Annotated in this window: 22 protein-coding genes; 7 read left to right on the top strand and 15 right to left on the bottom strand. The window is 63.8% G+C overall.

Translation table 11 applies throughout. The features are described from left to right. Positions 1-32 precede the first annotated feature (32 nt). Genes ABD53_RS05020 through rlmN form a run of 3 tightly spaced genes read right to left on the bottom strand, consistent with a single transcriptional unit; the run spans position 33 to position 3,197 of the window. Positions 33-1,607, bottom strand: coding sequence for a PH domain-containing protein (locus ABD53_RS05020; protein ID WP_047864639.1), 1,575 nt, complete (start codon positions 1,605-1,607; stop codon positions 33-35). Next, positions 1,597-2,076: a PH domain-containing protein gene (locus ABD53_RS05025; protein WP_047864640.1), complete on the bottom strand. Its 480-nt coding sequence runs from the start codon at positions 2,074-2,076 to the stop codon at positions 1,597-1,599. Before ABD53_RS05025 ends, ABD53_RS05020 begins: the two co-directional genes overlap by 11 nt. After that, on the bottom strand, positions 2,073-3,197 hold the full coding sequence (rlmN, locus tag ABD53_RS05030) for a 23S rRNA (adenine(2503)-C(2))-methyltransferase RlmN (RefSeq protein WP_053057696.1): 1,125 nt from the start codon (positions 3,195-3,197) through the stop codon (positions 2,073-2,075). Before rlmN ends, ABD53_RS05025 begins: the two co-directional genes overlap by 4 nt. A gap of 261 nt (positions 3,198-3,458) precedes the next feature. Here rlmN and ABD53_RS05035 point away from each other — a divergent pair, with 261 nt between their 5' ends. After that, complete coding sequence (locus ABD53_RS05035; protein WP_084709320.1) at positions 3,459-4,709, top strand: MarP family serine protease; 1,251 nt, start codon at positions 3,459-3,461, stop codon at positions 4,707-4,709. Between the two features lie 122 nt (positions 4,710-4,831). Here ABD53_RS05035 and ABD53_RS05040 read toward each other — a convergent pair whose 3' ends face one another. From ABD53_RS05040 to ABD53_RS05055, 4 genes are read right to left on the bottom strand one after another with little or no spacing between them, the layout of a single operon-like run. Next, on the bottom strand, positions 4,832-5,290 hold the full coding sequence (locus ABD53_RS05040; protein ID WP_047864642.1) for a putative immunity protein: 459 nt from the start codon (positions 5,288-5,290) through the stop codon (positions 4,832-4,834). 17 nt (positions 5,291-5,307) lie between these two features. Continuing rightward, the gene (locus ABD53_RS05045) at positions 5,308-5,517 is read right to left on the bottom strand and encodes a hypothetical protein (protein ID WP_047864643.1); all 210 of its coding nucleotides are present in this window, start codon (positions 5,515-5,517) and stop codon (positions 5,308-5,310) included. A gap of 7 nt (positions 5,518-5,524) precedes the next feature. Continuing rightward, positions 5,525-5,791, bottom strand: a complete 267-nt coding sequence (locus tag ABD53_RS05050; RefSeq protein ID WP_047864644.1) for a hypothetical protein — start codon at positions 5,789-5,791, stop codon at positions 5,525-5,527. A 48-nt stretch (positions 5,792-5,839) separates the two neighbouring features. Beyond that, complete coding sequence (locus ABD53_RS05055) at positions 5,840-6,268, bottom strand: DUF4385 family protein (RefSeq protein ID WP_047864645.1); 429 nt, start codon at positions 6,266-6,268, stop codon at positions 5,840-5,842. Between the two features lie 141 nt (positions 6,269-6,409). Between ABD53_RS05055 and ABD53_RS17420 the strand changes: the two genes are divergently transcribed. From ABD53_RS17420 to ABD53_RS05070, 3 genes are all read left to right on the top strand, one after another. After that, positions 6,410-7,072 (top strand): TetR/AcrR family transcriptional regulator, encoded by a 663-nt coding sequence (locus tag ABD53_RS17420; RefSeq protein ID WP_047864646.1) that lies wholly within the window; start codon positions 6,410-6,412, stop codon positions 7,070-7,072. Further along, positions 7,069-8,733: an FAD-dependent monooxygenase gene (locus tag ABD53_RS05065; RefSeq protein WP_053057697.1), complete on the top strand. Its 1,665-nt coding sequence runs from the start codon at positions 7,069-7,071 to the stop codon at positions 8,731-8,733. The genes ABD53_RS17420 and ABD53_RS05065 overlap by 4 nt, the downstream gene beginning before the upstream one ends. 194 nt (positions 8,734-8,927) lie before the next feature. Further along, positions 8,928-10,040: an aminotransferase-like domain-containing protein gene (locus ABD53_RS05070; RefSeq protein ID WP_047864647.1), complete on the top strand. Its 1,113-nt coding sequence runs from the start codon at positions 8,928-8,930 to the stop codon at positions 10,038-10,040. Positions 10,041-10,064: 24 nt separating this feature from the next. On the opposite strand, the gene ABD53_RS05075 is transcribed toward ABD53_RS05070, so the two are convergent. Beyond that, complete coding sequence (locus tag ABD53_RS05075; RefSeq protein WP_200900283.1) at positions 10,065-11,297, bottom strand: cation:proton antiporter domain-containing protein; 1,233 nt, start codon at positions 11,295-11,297, stop codon at positions 10,065-10,067. 317 nt (positions 11,298-11,614) lie between these two features. On the opposite strand from ABD53_RS05075, the gene ABD53_RS05080 reads away from it, so the two are divergent. Further along, positions 11,615-14,050: a universal stress protein gene (locus ABD53_RS05080; protein ID WP_053057698.1), complete on the top strand. Its 2,436-nt coding sequence runs from the start codon at positions 11,615-11,617 to the stop codon at positions 14,048-14,050. An 84-nt stretch (positions 14,051-14,134) separates the two neighbouring features. Beyond that, on the top strand, positions 14,135-14,404 hold the full coding sequence (locus ABD53_RS05085) for a 2Fe-2S iron-sulfur cluster-binding protein (protein WP_047864648.1): 270 nt from the start codon (positions 14,135-14,137) through the stop codon (positions 14,402-14,404). A gap of 24 nt (positions 14,405-14,428) precedes the next feature. On the opposite strand, the gene ABD53_RS16435 is transcribed toward ABD53_RS05085, so the two are convergent. From ABD53_RS16435 to ABD53_RS05105, 5 genes are all read right to left on the bottom strand, one after another. Beyond that, complete coding sequence (locus ABD53_RS16435) at positions 14,429-15,931, bottom strand: P-loop ATPase, Sll1717 family (RefSeq protein WP_084709321.1); 1,503 nt, start codon at positions 15,929-15,931, stop codon at positions 14,429-14,431. A 136-nt stretch (positions 15,932-16,067) separates the two neighbouring features. Beyond that, a complete protein-coding gene (locus ABD53_RS15725) occupies positions 16,068-17,111 on the bottom strand; it encodes a golvesin C-terminal-like domain-containing protein (protein WP_053057699.1) in 1,044 nt (347 codons plus the stop codon). A gap of 290 nt (positions 17,112-17,401) precedes the next feature. Next, positions 17,402-17,884: a DUF6691 family protein gene (locus ABD53_RS05095; RefSeq protein WP_200900284.1), complete on the bottom strand. Its 483-nt coding sequence runs from the start codon at positions 17,882-17,884 to the stop codon at positions 17,402-17,404. A 27-nt stretch (positions 17,885-17,911) separates the two neighbouring features. After that, entirely contained in the window at positions 17,912-18,328 is a 417-nt protein-coding gene (locus ABD53_RS05100) for a YeeE/YedE family protein (protein WP_047864649.1), read from the bottom strand. A gap of 149 nt (positions 18,329-18,477) precedes the next feature. Next, positions 18,478-19,236 carry an MBL fold metallo-hydrolase gene (locus tag ABD53_RS05105; protein WP_053057700.1) on the bottom strand — a complete coding sequence of 253 codons (759 nt, stop codon included), beginning with the start codon at positions 19,234-19,236 and terminating at the stop codon, positions 18,478-18,480. Between the two features lie 250 nt (positions 19,237-19,486). On the opposite strand from ABD53_RS05105, the gene ABD53_RS05110 reads away from it, so the two are divergent. Then, positions 19,487-19,864, top strand: a complete 378-nt coding sequence (locus tag ABD53_RS05110) for an ArsR/SmtB family transcription factor (protein WP_047864650.1) — start codon at positions 19,487-19,489, stop codon at positions 19,862-19,864. 681 nt (positions 19,865-20,545) lie between these two features. On the opposite strand, the gene ABD53_RS05115 is transcribed toward ABD53_RS05110, so the two are convergent. Then, positions 20,546-21,010, bottom strand: a complete 465-nt coding sequence (locus ABD53_RS05115; RefSeq protein ID WP_053057701.1) for a fused DSP-PTPase phosphatase/NAD kinase-like protein — start codon at positions 21,008-21,010, stop codon at positions 20,546-20,548. 122 nt (positions 21,011-21,132) lie between these two features. Further along, positions 21,133-21,939, bottom strand: a complete 807-nt coding sequence (locus ABD53_RS05120) for a sulfite exporter TauE/SafE family protein (RefSeq protein ID WP_047864735.1) — start codon at positions 21,937-21,939, stop codon at positions 21,133-21,135. Positions 21,940-22,102 lie beyond the last annotated feature (163 nt).

Genomic DNA, 22,102 nt, shown 5'->3' on the forward strand with positions numbered 1-22,102 from the left:
ATATACCACATATATTGAGTATATTTCCGGCGTTAGAGCCGGACGGGACCAAGCCAGGATACGAGCTCCCTGGCGTCGTGGTCCTCGAGGTCCTGCACCCCGAACTCCGCGCCGCCCGAGCCGGAGGCGACCCGGACCCGCAGGTGGGCGAGACCCGCCCTGCGTTGCAGGGGGTTGGAAACGGAGCTCCGGGACTGGAGCTTGCGGCGCGGGGCGAGCGCCGTGGTGCGGGCCAGGGCGCGCGAGCGGAGCACCACACACCCGGCAGCGTAGCTCCAGCCCGCATCCCGGTGGCGCAGCCAGCCCAGGAGCGCGGAGAGCGCGAGCAGCAAGAGGGCGGCGGGGTACGACCAGGCCGGTAGGGAGAGCCCGGAGGCGTAGAACGAGGTTAGCGCTAACGCGAGAAGGACGGCGGCCGGCGCGAGCGCCCGGAACACGTAGCGGCGCAGGGAGCGTGGAGGCGGCCTCTTCAGGGAAGCCGCGGTGAGCGCGCCCGAGAACTCCGGCACGGCGTCCCGCAGGAAATCCGGCGCGGCGCGGCGCGGCAGGAGCGGGAAAAGCGTGGTCGAGACGCCGGACTCGCTGCCGCCGTAGCCCGCGCTCTCCACCCGGAGCATGACGAGGCCGAGCGGCTGGCGCAGGATGCCTTCCACCAGCTGCACGGCCTGGATGCGGGCGAGCGGGATAGTAGCCTCCCGCTTCTCCAGCAGGCCGCGCCGGATATACAGGAACTCCTCGTCGCGGGAGAGGGTGAAGCCCGCGTAGGCCAGCACCGTGCCCGCTATAGCCAGCAGCCAGGCGAACACCCCTATGGCGATCGCCACGACGAGCACGGCCGTTACGGAGCTCGGGGCGAGAGAGTCGTACAGCCGCCGGACAAAACCCTCGGTAAAGAACTCGTCGAAGATCTGGGAGCCGACCGCGACGACGGAGAGGGCGACCCCGATCTGGCCGCTCGTCGCGCCCGCTATAAGGAGCTCCCGGGAGAGGAGACGTCTTATCTCGCGCGGACCACTCTCCTCGTCCCCGGCGGGCTCTACGACTCCACCCTCTATGGCGCGGCGCAGCTCCGCGGCCGAGGCCCGACTCAGGGCGGGGAGCGAGGCGTCGGACTCCTCCACCCCGCCTCCGGCGGTCTCCACCCGCAACTCCACGACGCCGAAGATGCGCTGCACGACGCCCCGCACCGTATCCACGGACTGGACGTGATCCAGCGGTATAGTCCGCTCGCTTTTCTGCAAGACGCCGCGGCGCAGGTAGAAGGCCGGGCCCGAGACGCTGTAGGTCGTGGCGCGCCAGGATAAAAACCCCCAGGCTCCCGCCCCGACCACCAGCACGGCGACCCCGAGCATCACCAGCAACAGGGTGGTGGGCCGGAGCCCGCCGCTAAACAGCGCCGCCACGCCCGGTATCGCGGCGGCCCCGGCCCACTGACGGGCGGATCTCAAGGCGGAGATGATCATGGCCGCCGGGTGCAGGCGGGAGGGCCCGACCGAGACCTCTGCGCCGCTCTCTACACCGGATACACCGCCGGGCTCCGGGCCGGAATCCGGGTCCGCCTCGTGGGGCTCCTCCCTCTCCGGGTGGCTCTCCGGATCAGAGCTCATCCTGCTCCCGGGCAAGCTCTGCTATGCGGTCGCGCACCTCTCCGGCCACGGGCGCGGAGAGCTCCGGAATCTGGTTCGGGCCGGCCGCCGTATAGAACACGACCGTCGCGAGCCCGAGCCCGCGCTCCAGCGGCCCCGTGCGGGTGTCCACGTGCTGGATGCGGGCGAGCGGCACCAGGGTCCGGCTCACCCACACGATGCCGCGCTGCAGGTCCACCTCGTCCGACCGGATCTCGTACCGCCACCGCCGCCACCTGAGGGTCGGTATGGCGACCACCAGGGTAAGTACCGCGAGGGCGGTAAGGGCGGCGGGGATCGTCCACAGGTACAAAGGCGCGCCCGCACCGAAGAAGAGCCCCCCGATAACACCACCGGAGAGCAGCACGATAAGAAGCGTCTGGACCGCGCCCGTGATCCGCCACAGAAGCCGGGCGCGGTGATCTAGCCGCTCGGAGGGCGCGTCCTTCAACCCCCGCCCGAACCTCCCGAGCCTACCGAACCGCCGGAACCGACAGAGGCCCCCGGAGACAGCGCGACCCCGAGGCCCACCTGCTCCAGATCCCCCATCCCCTTGGCCGCGAGCTGGCCGCAGGCGGCGTCTATGTCCTCGCCCCGGCTCGGGCGCAGCGTGGCCGAGAGCCCGAGCTCCTTGGCGCGCCCGAGAAAGGCGCGGGCACCGGCGCGGGAGGTCGCGGCGTACCCGGTATCCGTCCAGTTGAAGCGCAAGAGGTTCAGATGATACAGCGGGTGATCCAGAAGCTCCGCCAGCGCCGTGGCGTGCTTCATGGAGTCGTTCACCCCTTCGAGCAGCGTGTACTCGAAGAACAGCTTGCGGCGGGTCTCGTCCACGAAGTAGCGGGCGGCGTCCATCACCTCCGGGATGGAGTGGCGGGAGGCGACGGGCATGATCCTCTTCCGCTCCTCCTCGAAGGGGGTGTGGAGCGAGATCGCGAGGTGAAACTGCTCGGGCTCGTCGGTGTAGCGTCTTATCTTGTCCACCAGCCCGCTGGTCGAGACGGCGATGGAGCGCGCCGCGAGGTTAAGTCCACCGGAGTCGTTCAGGACCCGCAGCGACTCTATGAGCTCGTTGTAGTTCAGGAACGGCTCACCCATGCCCATGACCACGACGTTCGACACCCGCTCGGGCGCGATGTCGCGGGAGACGGTCAGGACCTGCTCGGCGATCTCACGCCGCTTGAGGTTGCGGCTGATCCCGAGCAGCCCCGTGGCGCAGAAGGTGCAGGCCATCGGGCAGCCGATCTGGGTGGAGATACACACCGTGTGACGGCCCCCTTCCGGGATCATGACCGTCTCTATGGAGTGGCCGTCGTGGGTCTCGAAGAGGTACTTGCGGGTGCCGTCGGTGGCCCGGGCCACGCCCTTTAGCGAGAGCACGGTCGCCGGCGCCTCCTCGTTTAGCGCGGCGCGCAGGTCCTTTGGGAGGTCCGTGGCCTCCTCCCAGTCCCGCGCCAGCCCGACAGTCAGCGCCCGGTACGCCTGTCCGAGCCGGAAGCCGGGCTCCCCTCTCTCGGACAGCACCTCTCCTACCTCCGGCAGAAACTCTTCGATCCTCGATGAGACCTTCGACACGTCTGAAACACGCTCCTCGGCGCCCGGCCCGGGGATCTTTCGAACCCCCCGGCGGCGCGGCCTACGATATTAGATACATTCCGACATTCCAGGCACATCCGGCCACCCGCAAGCGAAACGGGCCCGGCACGTCCTGCAGTTCCGCGCGACTCCGCGCAATCCTACAGTTCAATTATAAAGGCGGGGCCAAAAGTGTGGCGATCCAGGCGTGGGCCGCCAGGACTTTAGGGGTTAGAATTCGCTCCCCCGGATATAACGGATGTGGATAACGGAGCTGACGGAGTAGACTCCGGCCGGGGGCCGTTGGAGAACGAGACGAAAGGCCGGCGAGCCACGGGCCAGTTGCCGCAGATCCCGCTAAACCTGAATACGCTCGACCTGTTCATAATCCTGTTCGCGGTCCTGCTGGTGATACGCGGCGCCCGCACCGGGTTCCTGGCGGGGGCGTTCTCGCTCGCCGGGGTCGCGCTCGGGGCGATACTGGGCTCCCGGCTCGCGCCGATGCTGCTCTCGGAGACGGAGGACCCGCTTTTCAGGGCCGCGATCACGCTCGCCTGCATCCTGGCTTTCGCGGTGCTCGGGGACGCGCTGGCGCGCTCGGCCGGACGCTTCGTGCGCGCCCGGCTCACCGGCCCGACCACCTCTGCAGCCGACGGCGCGGGCGGGGCCGCGCTCGGGCTCGCGCTCTCGCTGGTGCTCGTCTGGGTCGGGGGGCTCTTCGCCCTACAGTTGCCGCCGCTGGCGACCCTCCAGCCCTCGATAGAACGCTCCCAGATCCTCCAGACCCTCAATCAGCGCATGCCCTCTCAGGTGGTGGCCCAGGCCGTCGCCCAGTTCGACCCGCTGCCGGAGCTGCAGGGCCCGCACGCGAACGTACCGGACCCGGCGGCGGGCATCGCCCGCGACCCCCAGGTTCTCCAGGCCGCGGACAGCACCGTGCGGGTGACCGGGGTCGCCTGCGGCTACGGAGTCGGGGGCTCGGGCTGGGTCGCCGCCCCGGAGACCGTGGTTACCAACGCCCACGTCGTGGCCGGTGAGAGCGTCACCCGCGTGCAGGTGGCGGGCTCGGGCCCGAGCCTGTCCGCCGAGGTCCGGGAGTTCGACCGCAGAAACGACATAGCGATACTCCACGTCGAGGGGCTGGACGCCGCCCCGCTGCGGACCGCCGTCCCGCGCCCCGGCGAGTCCGCGGCGGTCATAGGCTTCCCCGAGAACGGGCCGCTCGACGTGCAGCCCGGACGTACCGGCGACACCCGGCGGGTACTCTCGGGCAACGCCTACAACCAGGGGCCAGTAGAGCGCGACGTTACCAGCTTCCGGGTAAACGTCCGATCCGGCAACTCCGGAGGACCGGTGGTGAACGGCGAGGGCGAGGTGGTCTCGACCATCTTCGCCAGCCGCGCCGACTCGGGCGAGTCCGGCTACGGCATCCCGCCGAGCATAGTCAACAGCCGGCTACAGGAGGCAGATAACCGCTCCGGCCCCGTCTCCACCGGCCCCTGCGCCGCGTAAAAGCGGTCAGCCGCAACGGTCAGCCGTCGGCGGAATCCCGTCAGCAGATCGGGCACGGATCGGGCACGGATCGGGCACGGATCGGGAGTACGCCTGCACGGTCTCACTGTGAACGCCGGCTGCTAGTGCGGGTTTGGCGAATCGACGATGAGCATACGGATTTCCTCGGGCAGGTGTTCGATCTGCCACTCGCGCTCACCTTCGGCCTCAGCGTCCCCCTCCGCTCGGGCGGCTCGCAGGGCGTAGGTAGCAGCCTCCGGGGCGTGATCGGCCATGTGGGCGCTCCCCACGGCGTGGCCCGTAGCTCGCGCGGCATCTCGCGCCACACCTTCAGGAGCATCCCGCGCGGCCCCGTGCGCCTCGGCACTCGCCGCCCGTGCCTCGCCAACGGTGGCCTCCCCGCGCACCCAGGCTCGCGCCGTGTAGATCGCCCTCCGGGGCCTGTCGTCCCGCGGACGCTTCCCGCTGAACAACGGCAGCACTCGCTCGGCGCAGTCCGCCGCCCAGGTTGCGAGCAGAAGATGCTCGTGCGGTCCAAGCGGTCCCCCGCGATGAGCCGCCTTGAAGCGTTCGTGCCTCATCGCCGCCGGACCGCTTTCTAGCCCGACTCTTCGCGGATGATCTTCTCCAGGGCGACGCGGCTGCGGCGGAGCTCGGCCTCCACCGTGGCCAGTCGCGAGAGTGAGGACTCGGAGAGCCGGTCGCGGTCCACCTCCTCCCGCACCGAAGTCGCCGCCTCGTCCATCGCGGTAAGGGCGCTCTGTAGCGGGATCAGGTCGCTCTCGTTACGTTCGTCTCCGCGTTCCATGTCTCCTCTACCAGAGCTCCCGGCCGGCGCGGCGACTGGAGCTCCGGTTGATCTTCTCCGCGCCGCGATACGCGTCGTAAACCGCCCACACCCACACTATCGGCAGCAGCACCCAGCCGATGAGAATCGCGGTCAACGCGCCGTTTATCATCTGCACCACTATAATGATGATGCCTTTCAGTATCTGGCCGTTGTAGATCTGACCCAGACCGTTTATCAGCGCGCTCAACACCGCGGCTAACCCGGCACTCTTCATAACAGCCTCCTGTCTCATCCTGTATCTTCCGCCGCCTCAATATACGAGCGTATACGCCGACTCCGGCTAACCGTTGCGCTCGTAACGCTCCAGGTGGAGCTCCTTGAGGCGCTCGTACTCCGGGTCCGCCGTCACCTCGCCCCACTTGTCCCGGAAGATCTCCGCCGCCCGCGCCTTTTCCGCGCCCTCCTCTTCCCGGGGCCGGCTCTTGTTGCCGCCGACGTGCTTCGCGTAGCGTCTGGCTCTTGTATAGCCCATCTGCAAGAACTTCCGCGCGACGTCCATCCCGACGAAATCCTCCGCATCCCGATACCCGAGATACCGCTCGTGGATGCGCTCGGAGGCCCGCCGCGCCGTCTCCTCGTCCTTGAAGCCCCACAGAGGCAGAAGCTCCGACTTGTACGGCTCGGCGTGGAACACGCCCTGCTCGCCGCGCCCTACCCGGTACTCCTCCGGATGCTCCCGCAAGTCTATACCCTCGAACCTGTAACCCATTCCGCAAGTCTAATCCAGAGGACCGGGCTCCTCCCGACATTTTTCCTCCACTCCCGTAAAACAGCATCGTCACCGTTGACACAATCGTACGGCCAGATAAAATAAACGGTACAGTATAGTTTATAAAAGGAGACCATCGAGTTGGGTAGGCCGGCAGGCGGGGTCGAGAGCAGGACGGAGGCCAAGCGGGGTCAGATCCTGGCCGGGGCCAGGAGGGTGTTCTTGCGAGGAGGTTTCGCGGCGGCGAGCATGGACGTGATCTCCGACGAGGCGCAGGTTTCCAAGCGTACCCTGTATTCCTATTACCAGAGCAAGGAAGAGCTTTTCACGGACGTCCTGCGAGGGCTCACCGTCGAGAACCCGCGAACCCGGGTACTCGGTTTCGTGCAGGGTGTACGGCCGGGGAGCTCCGGGGAGTTACGGGAGGCACTCTCGGGTCTGGCGGAAAAGCTGATCGCGACCATGATGGACCCGGACTATCTGGCTTTGCTGCGCACCATCATCGCCGACTCCCACCGCTTCCCGCAGCTCGGTGAGGTCTTCCGCTCCACGGTCCCCGAGGTAGGGATCAGGGCAGGCAGCGACATGATCCGGCGCTCCCAGGAGAATGGGGTGGCGGTCCAGGGCGACCCGGAGGTCATGATGCGCATGTTTATAGGGCCGCTGCTCACCTATGCCCTGACCGGGGGGTTGCTCAATCCCGGAGAGCCGGAACCACCCGCGCCAGAGAAGATCGAGGAGATAGTCGGTCTGTACATGAAGGCGATCTCATACGAGAGAGAGCCGGAGAGGAGCGAAGAATGACCACTACCGACGTACTTATCGTCGGAGCGGGGCCGACGGGGCTTACGGCGGCGAACGTGCTCCAGAAAAGCAGGGTCGAGTTCAGGATCGTGGACAAGACGAGCGGTCCCGTAAAGGAGAGCCGGGCGCTGGGGGTTCAGGCCAAGACCCTGGAGCTATTCGACAAGCTCGGCCTCGCGGATCGGGCGGTCGAGGAAGGCCAGAGGATCGGGGCAGCGGAGATGCTCAAGAGGGGTAGACCCGTCGGGAAGCTCTCTTTCTTCGAGGATGATCGGGGAGGCCGCAGCCCCTATCCATTCGCCCTCATCTACGAGCAGAATCGCATCGAGCGGCTCCTGATCCAGGGCCTAGAAGAGTCCGGAGGGGGAGTCGAGTGGGGCACGGAGCTTCTTTCCGCGACCCAGACGCCGGGCGGAGCCACGGCGGCCGTCCGTCGGCCCGACGGCTCGGAGGAGACCATTGAGGCGGGCTGGGTGATCGCCGCGGACGGGGCGGGCAGCCCGATCCGTCACTCCCTGGGCCTGAGCTTCGAGGGCGGCACCTACGAGGAAACCCTGTTTCTGGCGGACGTGGAGCTGGAATGGGAACTCGATCCGCACCGGCTGTATCTGGATCTAACATCGGGAGGCTTCTACGCCTTCTTCCCGATGCCCGGCAAGAACCGCTTCCGAATCGTCGGGGGCGTGCCGGAGAACCTGGAAGGCAAAGAGGCGTTTACGAGCCGGGACATCCAGGATCTCCTCGACAGGCATAGCGGCGTACAGACCAGGGTCACGGCGACCCACTGGAGCAGCGTGTACAAGATCCACCGCAGAATGACCGAGCGGTTCCGCGTCGGGCATACCTTCCTCGCCGGGGACGCGGCCCACATCCACTCCCCCGCGGGAGCCCAGGGCATGAACACCGGCATCGGCGACGCCTACAACCTGGCCTGGAAGCTGGCGCTCGTGACGAAGGGCGAGGCTCGTGAATCACTCCTCGACTCCTACGAGGCCGAGAGGATGCCCTTTGCCCGCGCCATACTGAACGGCTCGGACCGGGGCTTCTCCCTCCAGGTCACGAAGAACCCGCTCGCAAAAGGAGCCAAGCTCTTCGTGCTCCCCCTGCTCTTCCGGCTAGTCTCTGCGGTACCGCCTCTGAGCCGCCGAGCTTTCTGGTTCGTCTCCCAGCTCTGGACGCAATACCGCGAGAGCCCGGCCGTTTCCCGGAACGATTCGGCAAGTAGAGGACCCAGAAGACCTAGAGGACCCAAAGCCGGCGAACGCGTCCCCTACGGCTTCTTCGAGTCTGGCGCCGAGTCCGGCGAGAGCATCTTCGAGAGCCTCCGGGGCACAGATCATCATCTGCTGCTCTTTGAAGGAGAAACGCCGGATGGAGCCCACCTGGACGCCGCCCGGGAGGAGTTAGAGAGTCTGCTAGGCCGTTACGAGTTTCCGGTCCACGTCCATCAGGTGGACTCGGGGAACAGGCAACTGCACCGGAGGTACGGCCTCCGGGGGCCGGAACTATTCCTCATCCGGCCCGACGGCCACATAGCCTACCGGGGAAGGGTCTCGGACATCGTGGGCTTGAAGCTGTACCTCGACCGGTTCTTCCTCGAGAGCCGGGACATCGCCGGGCGGAGTAGGCCGCAGACGGCCGGGGAGAGCTTGAGGGCATGAAGAAACGAAGTAACCGAAAATGCCGCTAACCACGCTCCTACTAGACAGAGCCCCGTCCGGCTCCGGCGCGGCAGGCGTGGACCGGCCGCCGCGAGGGCCCCGGGAGGTAAAAGAGCGGACCCGGAGTGTAGAGGTGCACACAGGGGTGAACGGGGAGGTTGAATAGTAGAGGCTCTTGGTGGAATATCCCGGGCATGAGTACGGATCAGAAGACCCAGAGCCAGCAGATACTGTTCACCCGCGGCGTCCCCCCCGCCGAGGCGCTCCCCGCCGAAGACCTGGGCGAGTGCTTCGACTCCGTCGTCCGCAACGACACGAGCGTCGTCCTCCAGTACGGCCAGCAGCGAGGCTACGCGCCCCTCCGCAAACAGCTAGCGGAGGAGTACGGCGTCTCCGACGACGAGGTCCTCGTCGGCAACGGCTCGTTGCAGCTCCAGGACCTCCTCTCGAAGCACCTCGTAAACGAGGAAGATGCGGTCTTTACCGAGCAGCCGAGCTACGACCGCTCCATCCTGACCTTCCGGCGCAACGGCGCGCGCGTAACCGGCATCCCGCTGGAAGAGGACGGGATAGACGTCGAACGGCTGGAGAGGGCGCTGGAGCGCGAGGTCCCGGCGTTCTTGTACCTCGTGCCGGACTTCCAGAACCCGACCGGCGCGACGCTCTCGCTCGAGAAGCGCCGCAGGGTCGTGGAGCTGGCGGAGAGGTACGGCTTCTACATCCTGGAGGACATCCCGTATCGTAAGCTCCGGTACCGGGGCGAGGACCTGCCGCTTTTGCGCGAGCTGGACTCAGCAGGCCGCGTAATCACGGTAAGCTCGTTCAGCAAGCTCCTCAGCCCCGGAATGCGGGTCGGGTTCATGATCGGCTCGAAAGGGCTAATAGACGACCTCACCGGCCTCGCCGAGAACACGTACCTCGCGCCCGTCCTCCCGACCCAGGCCGCAGTCTCCGAGTACATCGGGCGCGGCATGCTCGCGCCGAACGTCGAGAGCCTCAAGGAGCTGTACCGCCCGCGCTGGGAGGCGATGACCTCCTCCGTGAAGCAGGAGCTTCCGGGCGCGACGATGTTTACGTCCAACGGCGGGTTCTTCGTCGGCGTGATGCTGCCGGAGGACGCGAACACGCAGAACCTGGTGGGCCGCGCGAAGGAGCAGGGACTCGTCCTCACGCCCGGCGAGTCGTTCTTCGCCGACTCGGACGACGGGGAGCCGCCCCGCGGCGAGCGGTTCGTGCGGCTGCCGTTCTGCGCCGTTACGACGGACCAGATCGAGGAAGGTGTAAGCCGCCTCGCCGGGCTGGTGTAGCCGCACCTGTATCGGCGGACCGGGCTACTCCCCGGTCTGCCGCGATTTTCTGCCGTAGAGCCTGGTAAGGGGCGCGGCGCTCACGCCGTGGACGACTATGGAGGCGGTGATGAGCAGGCTGCCGACGGTCCACGCCTCCTCGACGCCGGTCTCGCGCAGGGCGAGCGTGGCGTAGAAAAGGGCGGCGACGCCTATCGGGCCGAACCAGCCGAAGAACAGTACGTCCTTGCGGTCCCGCAGACCGGATACCAGCGGCGAGAGCGCGGCGAGCGCCGGGAGCCGGCGGAGGAGCAGGATGCCGACGACCAGCGCGGGGGCGACCCAGCCGAGATCCCACCATCCCCCGAAAGGCAGCGACATCCCGAGCAGCGCGAACACCGGCAGCGTGAAGAATGAGTTGACGGCCTCCTGCTCGGACTCCTCCTCCACGCGGTAGCTATCCTCTACGGCCATGCTAAAGGCCAGCCCGGCGGCGAACACCGCGAGCACCCCGTCGGTGCCGAGCAGCTTTGCCCCGCCGAGCACCGCGACCGAGAGCGCGATGGTGTACGCCAGAAACGAGGTCCGCTCGACCATGCCGCTGGCCTCTGCCTTCTCTAGCAGCCAGCCGGCCCCGTAGCCGATAACCGCACCGAGAACGACCGCGCCGGTCACCTCCCACAGCACGACCTGTAGCACCCACTCCCCGAGCGCCTCGCCGGCCGGGCGCTGGAGCATCAGGATGGAGATAAAGACCAGCGGGTAGGCCAGACCGTCGTTCGCCCCGGACTCGCCGGAGAGCAGGTGCCGGACGCGGCCCGGCAGGTTCCTGTCGGCCACGCCACCGGTAACGATGCTGCTGGCGATCACGGGGTCGGTCGGCGTGACTACGGCCCCGATGAGCATCGCCGCCCAGAACGGTAGCCCGAGCAACAAAAACGCGAGAAGCCCGCTGGCGAGCCACATCAGGACCATCACCGGCCCGAGGAGTAACGCGAGCGGCCGCCAGTGCTCCAGCACGTAGCGGCGCGGCAGCCTGAGGGCGATGCCCATGAGCGAGATCCCGAGCGTAAGCCGGGCCGCCTGCTCCAGGATAGCCTCCTGGCTACCCCACGAGGCCACGTCCAGAGCCCCCGTCACGGCGGGGCCGATCAAGACCCCCACAACGAGCGCCACGAGCGGCGTCGAGAGCAGGCTCCGCTTCAAGGGCTCCGAGAGCAGCCCGAGCACCAGCACCAGCATCCCGACCGTGAGCAGGGCTATGTTCAAAGAGCTCAAGTAACGCCGCCTCCACGACTCTGTTTACCGGGACCCATAAGGAAAGTGCGATCCTACACCAGCAATCGGAGCCACGGAGGTATGTTCTCCCGTAGCCCGGACCGCCAAACACCCGGCTGGGCTCGGATGAATTCGGGTAAAAGACCCGTATCGGGGTTTTGTAGGGATTTATGGGGCCACACTGTGAAAGCTTTATTTGCCGTGCCCGCCATATACGTTTACATTACCTTTGTGTAGAAACGAGTTTTTGAGCAAACCAGCGGTCGAGACTACGGGTCTTGTCCGGTATAGCGACGAGCTAGGGGAGTTAGGGTTACATGTACAAAGAGGTCTACGTCCCGGTAGATAACTCCGACTACTCCAACCAGGCGTGCGTCATAGGGGTAGACGTTGCGCGCAGGTTCGGCGGCAGGGTCGCCGGCAGCCACGCCTACGCCGCAAAGATGCACGACGTGCGTTTCCGGCAGATGGAGTCGGGTCTCCCGGAGGAGTTCCGCGACGAGGACGAGATGAAGCGGCAGCGCAAGATCCACGACCAGCTCATCACCAAGGGCCTCGAGATCATCACCGACTCCTACATAGACGTACTCGAGCCCCTGTGCGAGAAGCACGAGGTCGAGCTCGTCCGCCGTTCCCTGGAAGGCAAGAACTTCAAGGTCATCGCCGACGACGTGAACGAGGGCGACTACGACCTCGTCGTCATGGGCGCGATGGGTATGGCAGCCGTCAAGGATACGGTGCTTGGTAGCGTGACCGAGCGTGTCAGCCGCCGGCTGCAGAGCGCGGACTGCCTGATCGTCAAGGACCTCGACCGCAACCCGTTCGACCACATCGTCGTCACCGTGGACGGCTCGCCGAAGTCGCTCGGCGGCCTCAAGCACGCCATAGATCTCGCGAAGGAGTTCGGTGGCACGGTCGAGGCCATCAGCGTGTTCGACCCGTACTTCCACTACGCGATGTTCCACTCTATCGCCGGGGTGCTTTCGAGCAAGGCGCAGAAGGTTTTCCGCTTCAAGGAGCAGGAGAAGCTGCACGAGGAGATCATCGACTCGGGTCTTGCAAAGATCTACACCGCCCACCTCGAGGTCGCCCGCAAGATCGCCGAGGACGAGGGCGTGGATCTCAAGACCACTCTCCTCGCCGGCAAGCCCTTCGAGCAGACCTACAAGTACGTCGAGGAGGTGCAGCCCACGACGGTCGTGATGGGCCGCATCGGCTACCACTCCGACGACGAGATGGACATGGGCTCGAACGCCGAGAACATGATGCGCTACCTGCCGGTAAACGTCATGGTTACCAACTTCGAGTACCAGGCTCCCGACCTGTACACCGCCGCCGAGCACATGACCTGGACCAAGGAGGCCCTGGAGCGGATGGACCGCATCCCCGGCTTCGTGGTCGGCATGGCTACGGGCGCGGTGCTGCGCTACGCGCTGGAGAAGGGCTACACGGTCATCACCGGCGGCGTCATAGACGAGGTCATCGAGAATATCCTCCCGCCGGGTGCTATGGACTCCATGCGCGCCGTCGGCGACGAGATGCGCCGCCGCGAGGCCGAGGGCGAGGACGGATCGGTAGACTCCCTGTTCCAGGACTTCGACGAGCGAACCGCGAACAAGAACGCCGCGAATGGGACCAACGGCAACGGCTCAAACGGCAACGGTCACAAGTCAGAGAAGGAAGAGTTCCTCGCAAACGGCGCGGGCGGCTACGGCCAGTCCGAGTACGAGGGTGATGTGGTCGGGGTATCGGAGGAGGTACAGAACGAGATATCCCGCGCAGCCCAGGGCCACGACCGCTACGAGTGCGATAACTGCCGCTACGTGGCGAAGGGCATGCCCGCCCAGTGTCCGGTCTGCGGCATGGACCCGACCCACTTCCACGCGGTTGACGCCGAGATCACCCAGATCCAGGGCGACGAGAGCCTGGAGACCTCGAACGTCTACGACGGCCGCGAGCTGCTGTGGACCGACGACGCAAAGCGCCTGCTGGACTCGCTAGAGGCCTGGCAGGAGAAGCGCCGCGTCATGGCCCGCGTCGAGAAGAGCGCCCTCAAGAAGGGCTACACCACGATCACCCGCGAGTACGTCGAGCAGTGCTACCGCGAGGAGACCGGCCGCGACTACTACGAGACGACATCCGGCCCCACGAGCACCGACGCCCACGCCTACCCCCAGCGCGACACAAACGGTAGCAACGGCAGTGCGCCAGTGGTAGAAGAGACGAACGGCAACGGCTCCGCCCCGACCGGCTCGGCCTGCCCGGTAAGCCACGCCAAGGAGAAGGTCGAGCAGGAGACCGGCGCGAGTTGCCCGGTAGACCACTCCTCGTTCGCAAAGGCCGGAGCCCAGGTCCCCGAGGGCGGCTCCAAGGAGTTCGCCTGGACCGGCGACGCCATCGAGCGGCTGGAGCGCGCGCCGAGAGGCTTCATGCGCAACATCTCCCGCAACATGACCGAGAAGCTCGCCCGCGAGCGCGGCGTACAGGAGATAGACCTCCCGCTCGTCGAGGACTCGCTGAGCGGGGCGCGCGACACGATGGAAGACGTTATAACGGGTCAGATCTCCATCGCAGACCTCGCCAAGGACCACGGCCAGTCCGTCGAGGGCGAGAACGGCGAGGCCCCGCACCCGAACATGACCGTCACCATGGTCTGCCCAACCTGCACCGAGGAGCTAGAGGGCGTCCAGCCCCCCGAGGAGTGCCCGGTCTGCGGAGCCCCCGGCGAGGAGTTCGAGGCCAAGGAGCTATAACGCGGCCGCGATAACGGCAAACCACAGAGCCCCGGCCCACAGGATGGGTTCGGGGCTCTTTCAACGGAGCGAGAGAGGCACGAGTTGGCGCAAACCCACAAGGTCACCTTCAAGCAGAGCGGCATCACCATAGACGTGGCCGAAGACGAGTACATCCTCGAAAAAGCCGAGGAAGCCGGCCTCACCCTCCCCTACGACTGCCGCAGCGGAACCTGCGTCACCTGCTCCCAGATGTGCCTCTCCGGCGAGATAGACCAGGACATGGCCTTCGCCATCGACGATGACGACGCCGAGCAGGGCTGGCGACTCATCTGCATCGGCAGCCCGCTATCTGATGTGGAACTAGATATTTAGGCGTTTGCAGAAAGTAACAGACTATTACGCTGCTCCCTGCACCATCTCTAGAGCATCGCGATAGATGAATGGAACCCAATAAGTAGGAACTTCTTTAGCTTTACGTTTCTCAAAGAACCCAATTTCGACAAGTTTTTCGGCCATTGAAGAGGCTTCTGTCCTATCAACCTCCCAAACTTTCATTAAGCTTTCGACAGTCTGTTCAGTCTTCTGCCCATCTAAAAGGTTTAGCCAAGGTTCAAGTGTAGGATGCTCAGCACAAAGAGTCTGCTCAAATCTAACTCTAGAAACCGGCTTCAAAGCTTCTTTCAAAGCACCTCTCTCAAACAACGCTTCTTCTGGAGGTTCTTCTAACCCAGTCTCTAATCTCTGCAATTGCTCTTCCCTCGCAGAAGATAAGAAATGTATCAACTCGCGAGGGGCAGTCTGGTTTATGGGGTCTCCTGTACGAGAAATTATCCATCCAAGAGTGTCTGGATTCCTAGAACCTACATCAACTTGTCTAGGAAACAAACGATAGAAAAATTCTTCTTGCCTTTGTGAATCGCTCAAGACTTCATCAAAATTTACGTTGTATGCTTCTCGGAGCGTGGTGTTATGTAGCAGTCTGCGAATTACTAGATTTAGCAGATTAGTTTTGTCCCACTTTATCGTAGTGCTTTTGGTTATATGGCTTGCTTCGCGGAATCCTTCTCCTCTAATCCTCTGCCATATATCGCTGCGTAGAAAAATTTTAAGCGATATACGACTGTACTGTATTAGGTCTAAGTAGACTCTAAAGAGCGCGCGCAGAGCGTTACGCTCTAGCTCCTCAGTTTCTGCGAAAGCTACATCTAAGCGATCAAGAAGTAGCCATAAGTTGATATCGTTCTCTTTTAGAGTCGCCTCTGCTCGTTCAAGCAAGTCATCAACTGAAATCAATCCAAAATCTCTATGTTCTGCACTAGGTTCACGAAATATAATCTTCCCGGAAAGCCCTACTGGTGTTCCAGTAACTGGATCAATACGAAGTCCCCCTTCCAACGACTCTGCTTTGAACAAGCTTCGCACGTAATCTAAGGCAGAACGTAGTCTTGCTCGCAAAGTTACTTGTTTTTGCAGAAGTCCAGCATCCTCTAAAGCACTCGTGATCTGTTTTGCATCATCGTTGTATATCCCATAGTCTCGAAGATGATCTGCGATTAATGACAATAAGTAGAGTTTCCACAACTCTCGCAGTTCCCTCTCGCTCGTAGGAGGATCTTCTGTGAGAGAACCAAAAGCCGTTGCTCCGCGAGGATTCTCGGCTGGTACGATCATTACCCCATGCTCGTCAAACAGGCGATCTTCACGATAATTAAGCAATGCATATATAGCGCTTTTCCCGGCTCCCTTAGTACCGTAGACTATGTCTACTTCTCCTGTATATATTCTGCGCCACTGATCAGTCTCAACAAAGTATTTACCTAGCTCATCTACTTCTTCCTCGGCTACCCGCTTTCCAAAGGTCGTGTCTTGAAGAACTTGCTCTTTAGAGACTGGAGCCATAGTTTTCCCTCCGATGCCTGCTCATCATTTCCTGGTGGCACATTATAAAAGCGATCGGAAGCATGTCCGTAGCCGACCTGCTGTACAGCTTCCCAGGGCAGGTCGCGGTAAGCAGGCCAGCAGTGATCTTCTCGCTTTACATATCGTCCAGGATCGACCGGATCTTGCGCGAGTAGGCCGGGTCGGTGGCCCAGGCTCCGCCACCGAGCTGGCTGATCCTCTTTACCCACCAGCCCCGGTTCTTCTGGGCGGCGCGGGCGTCGTAGAAGCGGTCGTGGGGTTTACCGATTGGCTTCTTGCCGGTGTAGGCGGCCATGTGGTTTACGTGCATCCTGACCCCGGCGCGGGCGGTTCTGGGGCGTTCGAAGTCCCGTGGCTCGTCGCCGACGATACCGCCCTTCTTTATGCCGGCCATGTTCCAGGGCTTTGAGTCGCCGCCGTAGCGGCCCTTTCCGGTCTCCAGGATGGACTGGGCGACGAGCACGTCGGGGGCGATGTTCCTCCGAGGCGCGAGGTCATAGTAGATGGGGATGGTGCGCATTATGTAGCGGGAGGCTCCGACGGAGCGGGCGTATCTCACGGCTTCTCTCTGGGTGTACCTCGGGGCTCCGAGCATGGCGTCCGGGCCGCGGGTGCGCCGCGTATTGGTGCCGGAGTCGCCGCTGGTCTGACGGGGCGTCACGCGTACCACTCTAACGGCGTCGGCGATCACGTACCCTCTCCCCCTAGCGTTGCGGGAGACGAAGACCTTGTTGTTGTCGCCGCGTGCGATCCTGTGTACGCCGAGCTTTACCCACCGGCCCCCGGTCCGGCGTTGGTCCACGCGCTTCCACCGCATGCCGCTCGTGGTGCGCACGCCGAAGGCGGTCCCGGCGTTGTAGCCGCGGTTGGCGGGCCAGCGGGCGTACACGGCGTAGCGGGCGGTGGCGGGTATCCTAACCTTGTAGCGGGCCGGGCGAGCCTTTGCGGGGCGGGCGTAGGCGTAGCTCTTGCCAAAACGCTCTTTGCTGTAGGAGCTGGTCCTCCACGCGCCGGGAGCCTGGAAGCGATTATCCTGGGCGTTGTCCACGGTCATCGAGTACGGCCTGCTCTCGGCACTCTGTGCGGTCAGCAAGGCCACCACCGAGGCCACGCCGACTGCGAGCAACACCACCACCAGGCTCTTTGCGCTCCGCTCCACTCTCTTCCCCCTCCGGCTCCCGGACCACCCCCGGCGGTCACCCTGCAGACGGGTATATATCGGCCCGGCGGCGGAAAGACTTTAGCGTTTGTCTGATGCCCGGCGAAAAATCTTTGCGGGACTCACGAAAGAGTCTCTGCATCACGCGCTCTGGTAGATGGGTGATAGGACGAGACACGAGCCAAAAGCTGCCACTGGCAAGGCCGGGGAGTAAAGAGAGTAGCTTCCTGTAGCTCGGTGATGAGGGCTGCGGTGCTCCATCGAGCACGGAGGTCATTGGCTGCTCTCCCCTACCTTGAAGTGGCTCTGGAGAGCCTGCCTCTCTGGTCTAATATACCGGCCTTCTTCTGATATCTACCACGCCGTCCAGAGCCCCAGGCGTAGAGCGCCATCCCCGCTATCATGGAGACCACGAAGGCGAACACCGGCGTGAGCCCGGTCGAGAGCGCCGCCACCGCCGGGCCCGGACAGAAACCGGATAGCCCCCATCCGAGGCCGAACGCCGCGGCGCCTCCCAGAAGACGCCCGTCCAGGGCGGTCTTCGCGGGCAGCGCGAACCCGCTCGCGAGGACCGGACGAGGGCGCTTGAGGATAAAGAAGAACGCCGGAACCGTGACCAGGAGCGCCCCGCCCATTACGAACGCCAGCGTGGGATCCCACCGACCGGCGAAGTTCAGGAAACCTATTACCTTGGCCGGGTTCATCATGCCGGACAAGGCGAGGCCAAGCCCGAACGTGGTACCGGAGATCAAAGCTACCAAGATCCGTAACATTACTATCCCCTCCCTTCTCGGAGTCACTCAGAAAACGTGCTGTGTAAAGAAAACGGTGAGGCTCGCCACCGCGAAGAACACGGCCGTGGCGGAGATCGAACGCCACGAGAGCCGCGCTATGCCACACACGCCGTGGCCGCTGGTACACCCGGAGCCCAGACGTGTGCCGAAACCCACGAGGAGCCCCGCCACCACCAGGACCGGCAATGACGCCTGGATCTCTACCGCACTACCGTCCGTTGCGATGAGGTAACCCGCCGCACCGAGCACCAGGCCGCCGGCGAAGGCCGCGCGCCAGCCAACTTCGGAGCCCTGGGGCGTGAGCAAACTGCCCAGGATGCCGCTCACGCCGCTGATCCGGCCGTTCATCAACAGCAGTATCGCCGCCGCCAGGCCGATGAGCATCCCGCCGGCGAGCCCGCTGAAAGGGGTAAAGTTCTCCAAGCTATCTCCTCTTCGCAAACGGTATCTTGGTTGGTTCTGGTGTTTCTGGTGTTTCCGGTACGCGCCTTTCGGCACGCGTCCGGTACGCGCAGCCCGCTACCCATCCCCAAAGTCGCGGATGGGCCTATCTTCTATGTTTTCCGGGATTTCTAGGACATGTTCGCCTTCAAGGACTCCGCGAGCTGGTAGACCGGGTTGAGCTTCTGCGGGTTATCCCGGTCCATGTAGTCTACGAACTCTTCCTTGCTCGCGAACCCGAGCTTGGCGTTCTCCCTCTTCTGATCTCCGAGCGTCGTATAGCTGCGGCCGTTATAGTCGTGTCCGGGCCAGACTTCGAGCTCGTCCGGCAGGCTCCTCAAAGTGTGGTACAGCGTGTGGTACTGCTGGGTGGCGTTGCCGTTTAGAAGGTCCGTACGGCCACAGGAGCCTATTAGCATGGCGTCCGCGGTCAGCAGCCTCCCCGGGACCAACACGCTCATTAGATCCTTGGCATGTCCCGGCGTGTACAAGAACTCCAGCGTAAGCTCCCCGAGCTCCAGCCTGTCGCCGTCCTCGAGCCGGACGTCCACCCCGGAGGCCGGCGCCTTCTCGTGCATGACGAGCTTCGCCGTAGTCTTGGCCTTCAGCTCCTTCGCGCCGGAGACGTGATCCGCGTGAGTGTGCGTGTCTATAAGATAACGTGGCCTCAACCCATGCTCGAAGAGGTAGTCGAGCATCGGCTCGACCATCTCCACCTCCGGGTCAATAAGCGCCGCCAGCTTCGTCTCCGGGTCGGCGACCACGTAGCCCAGGCACCCGCGCGGCACCCGGAACTGCTCGAACAGATAGTCTCCAGAGCCTCCAGATGGACGCCCGTTCGAGCCGTCTGTCCGCCCCACGGCCGCCGTACCCTCTGATCCCTGGGTCATCAACCCACCTCCTTGGCGAGAACTTTTATCAACTACATGCCGATATAATAATATACAAGCTAATGATGTCAAACTCCTTGAGGACATATACATCGCTGTATAATCATATATACGCTGACCGGTTGCTACGTGGTATCGAGCGTCCCGGATGCGAGGGTTGAGCACAAGAAGTTTTGAGATTTCGAGATGTTGTTTTGAGATGTTGAAAGGGCGGTAGATTCGGGTGGCGGAGACTAGCGGGGAACATAAGATGAGTTCGGGGCAGCGTTTGCCGGAGGAGGCGCTAGAGATACTCGCGGAGAGGTTCAAGGTTTTCTCCGAGCCGATGCGGCTGAAGTTGATCTACGCGCTAATGGACGGGGAGAAGACCGTCTCCGAGTTGATGCAGAGTACGGGCGGGATGCAGGCAAACGTCTCCAAGCACCTGGGTATGCTGCTCGACGCCGGCGTGGTCGGCCGCCGCAAGCAGGGTCTACAGGCATACTACCGGATCGTGGACGCATCCATCTACGAGATGTGCGAGACGGTCTGCGGTTCCCTGGAGGAGCGGCTCGCCGCAGACCTCGAAGTCTTCTCCTCTTTCAGGCGCACGCACGAGCAGCCCTCCATCCCGGAGACCCGGGAGTAACGATTGCCTCTGCCGCTCCGTAGGCCCAGGATCGGCAAGATTTGGCAAGAGGCGTCCAGAGACGGCGGAGGCGGAGTGATAGGAAAGCTCTTCAGGAGGGATGAGCTCGGATCTGAAACCCGTCTCCTCGGCACACCCCGCGCCCGGCAAGGGTCGAAGGTCGTCTCCGCCGGCGTTTTCTCATCCCGCTCGATGTCGGCGCGCCGGTTGGCGAACACGGCGGAGACGACCGGGGCGAGCAGGCGCGGCGTCTCCGCGTGGGCGATCTCTCCAACCTCCTCTTGCAGCAGGTTGGCGGCGAGGGTCCGGTCTGCACCCCACCGGGTAGGGTTGCCTGATCGTCCCGGACCTTCAGTTCCCGCGCGTTGCCCGTACCCGAATCCCGGACTCGCCGTTTGAGAAGCCCGGCCATCCGCGGGCTTTCTCCGGCGGCGTACGCCACGTCGCCACCGAGTGCGCGGGCTACTTCGATAGCCAGAATCCCGCCGCCAGTCCCATAGTCCACGACGGTCTCGTCTCCCCGAAACCAGAGCAGCTCCCCAAGACGGGAGTTTGGCAGAAAGCGCTGACCCGCGGGGTCCTCGGGCTTGTGGGGTTCCTTGTCAGGTCCGTGATTCATGGAGGATACTCCTTCACGCACTCATTTAGGGAGAGCAGGCGAGGCGGCGAGAGTGGGGAAGGCTAACCGCCGTTCGACCGCGCATACTCTAGCGCCTTATGCTCCAGTTCGTGGCTCCTCAGTCCTACCCTGGAGGCTATCTCGGAGGCCTCTTCGTAGCTCTTTTCTTCTTCCAGGATCATGTATGGCAGCAGCAGGGCACCGACCCGGTTTGCGCTGGAGCAGTGGAGGAGTATGGGACGGCGTGCGGGGTCGTCCATGATCTGCCGGAAGCGGTCGAAGATTTCATCCCGCAGCGTATCCGGCGTAACGGGGAGGTTGATGTATTGCATACCGGCCTCTCGTACCGCCTCTGGCTCGTCGAGACCACGGTTCTCCTCGGGGGCGCGGAGATCCAGCACCGTCCGGTAGCCGGCTCCGGCAAGACTCTGTAGGTGCTTCCGCGAAGGCTGTCCGGCGGTCGCCACCCCCTCGATAGGACACATGGAATACTCCAACCCGGGTGCTATCTCCGATATGTCTCTCATAAGACGGTCTCCCTTCTCGAATTTCCTCGGATTTCCTCGAACTTTCTTGAACTTCCTCTAACATGCCCTGGCTTCGTCTAATAACTGGAACCCAACCGCTACGCGCACCGCTCTCACCGCCACTAGAGCACGGCGCCTCCGTTCTGGAGGAGGATAAAGCCCCCCATAACCACCAGGAAGACCGCGAAAGCCTTCTTGAGGCTCTGCTGCGGGATGAAGCGCACCAGATAGGCGCCGGCGAAGCTCCCGGCGATGGCGAGCGCGGTGAAGAGCCCCATGAAGGCCCACGGGATCTCGACCTGCCCCAGATATCCCACGAACCCGGCGGCTGACTTCATCGCGATGACGAGCAAGGACGTACCCACGGCCACCTTCATCGGCACCTTGCCCAGCAGGACTAGCGCGGGCACTATGAGGAACCCGCCTCCTACCCCGACGAGTCCGGTTAGCACGCCCACCGCTAGCCCCTCGGGCACGATGAGCCCCAGAGACATGCCTTTGGAGACTTTAGAGGAGCCTGACTCTCCGGCACCATCGGCGTCATCAGCACCATCGGCCCCGTCGGCGGCGCCGGATGCCGTGTCGCGGAACATGAAGACCGCCGCCGCGATCATCACGCCGGCGAAGAGTATGAGCTGGGCCGCACCGGAGAAGAAGACCGCGAGCCTCGCTCCAAGATACGTCCCGCCCATCGCCACCGCCCCGAAGATCAGGGCTACACGCAGATCCACGCTCCCGGCCCGCCAGTGCCCGTAGGCCCCAAAGAGGCTCGTGATCCCAACCACCGCCAGGCTCATGGCGATAGCCTCTTTAGCCCCGAAACCCAGAACATATACGAACACGGGAACGGCCAGAATCGAGCCGCCACCGCCGAGCAACCCGAGTGAGAGCCCGATCAAGACCGCCAGCACCAACCCGACAACATTCACCATATCTGAGCCTTTCGCCATGCTTACGCCGTGGCTCACAGCCCTCCCAGGGCCGCGAGCCCACCTCATTTATACAACTACATAACTATATAGTATAGTAGAGATATTGGTGAGGCTTGCAGAGGAGAGCAGTGGCCTACAGCGATGAGCAGTGAAAGGAAGC

This window comes from Rubrobacter aplysinae (assembly GCF_001029505.1).
Classification (GTDB): Bacteria; Actinomycetota; Rubrobacteria; order Rubrobacterales; family Rubrobacteraceae; genus Rubrobacter_A; species Rubrobacter_A aplysinae.

Excerpts from the sequence above, each read along its gene's own strand:
- ABD53_RS05080 (WP_053057698.1), top strand. The coding sequence starts at position 11,615 with ATGTACAAAGAGGTCTACGTCCCGGTAGATAACTCCGACTACTCCAAC.
- ABD53_RS05020 (WP_047864639.1), bottom strand. The coding sequence starts at position 1,607 with ATGAGCTCTGATCCGGAGAGCCACCCGGAGAGGGAGGAGCCCCACGAG.
- ABD53_RS05055 (WP_047864645.1), bottom strand. The coding sequence starts at position 6,268 with ATGGGTTACAGGTTCGAGGGTATAGACTTGCGGGAGCATCCGGAGGAG.
- ABD53_RS05070 (WP_047864647.1), top strand. The coding sequence starts at position 8,928 with ATGAGTACGGATCAGAAGACCCAGAGCCAGCAGATACTGTTCACCCGC.
- ABD53_RS05115 (WP_053057701.1), bottom strand. The coding sequence starts at position 21,010 with ATGAGAGACATATCGGAGATAGCACCCGGGTTGGAGTATTCCATGTGT.
- ABD53_RS05040 (WP_047864642.1), bottom strand. The coding sequence starts at position 5,290 with ATGAGGCACGAACGCTTCAAGGCGGCTCATCGCGGGGGACCGCTTGGA.
- ABD53_RS05045 (WP_047864643.1), bottom strand. The coding sequence starts at position 5,517 with ATGGAACGCGGAGACGAACGTAACGAGAGCGACCTGATCCCGCTACAG.
- ABD53_RS05110 (WP_047864650.1), top strand. The coding sequence starts at position 19,487 with ATGAGTTCGGGGCAGCGTTTGCCGGAGGAGGCGCTAGAGATACTCGCG.
- ABD53_RS05105 (WP_053057700.1), bottom strand. The coding sequence starts at position 19,236 with ATGACCCAGGGATCAGAGGGTACGGCGGCCGTGGGGCGGACAGACGGC.
- ABD53_RS16435 (WP_084709321.1), bottom strand. The coding sequence starts at position 15,931 with ATGGCTCCAGTCTCTAAAGAGCAAGTTCTTCAAGACACGACCTTTGGA.
- ABD53_RS05050 (WP_047864644.1), bottom strand. The coding sequence starts at position 5,791 with ATGAGACAGGAGGCTGTTATGAAGAGTGCCGGGTTAGCCGCGGTGTTG.
- ABD53_RS05095 (WP_200900284.1), bottom strand. The coding sequence starts at position 17,884 with ATGTTACGGATCTTGGTAGCTTTGATCTCCGGTACCACGTTCGGGCTT.
- ABD53_RS05065 (WP_053057697.1), top strand. The coding sequence starts at position 7,069 with ATGACCACTACCGACGTACTTATCGTCGGAGCGGGGCCGACGGGGCTT.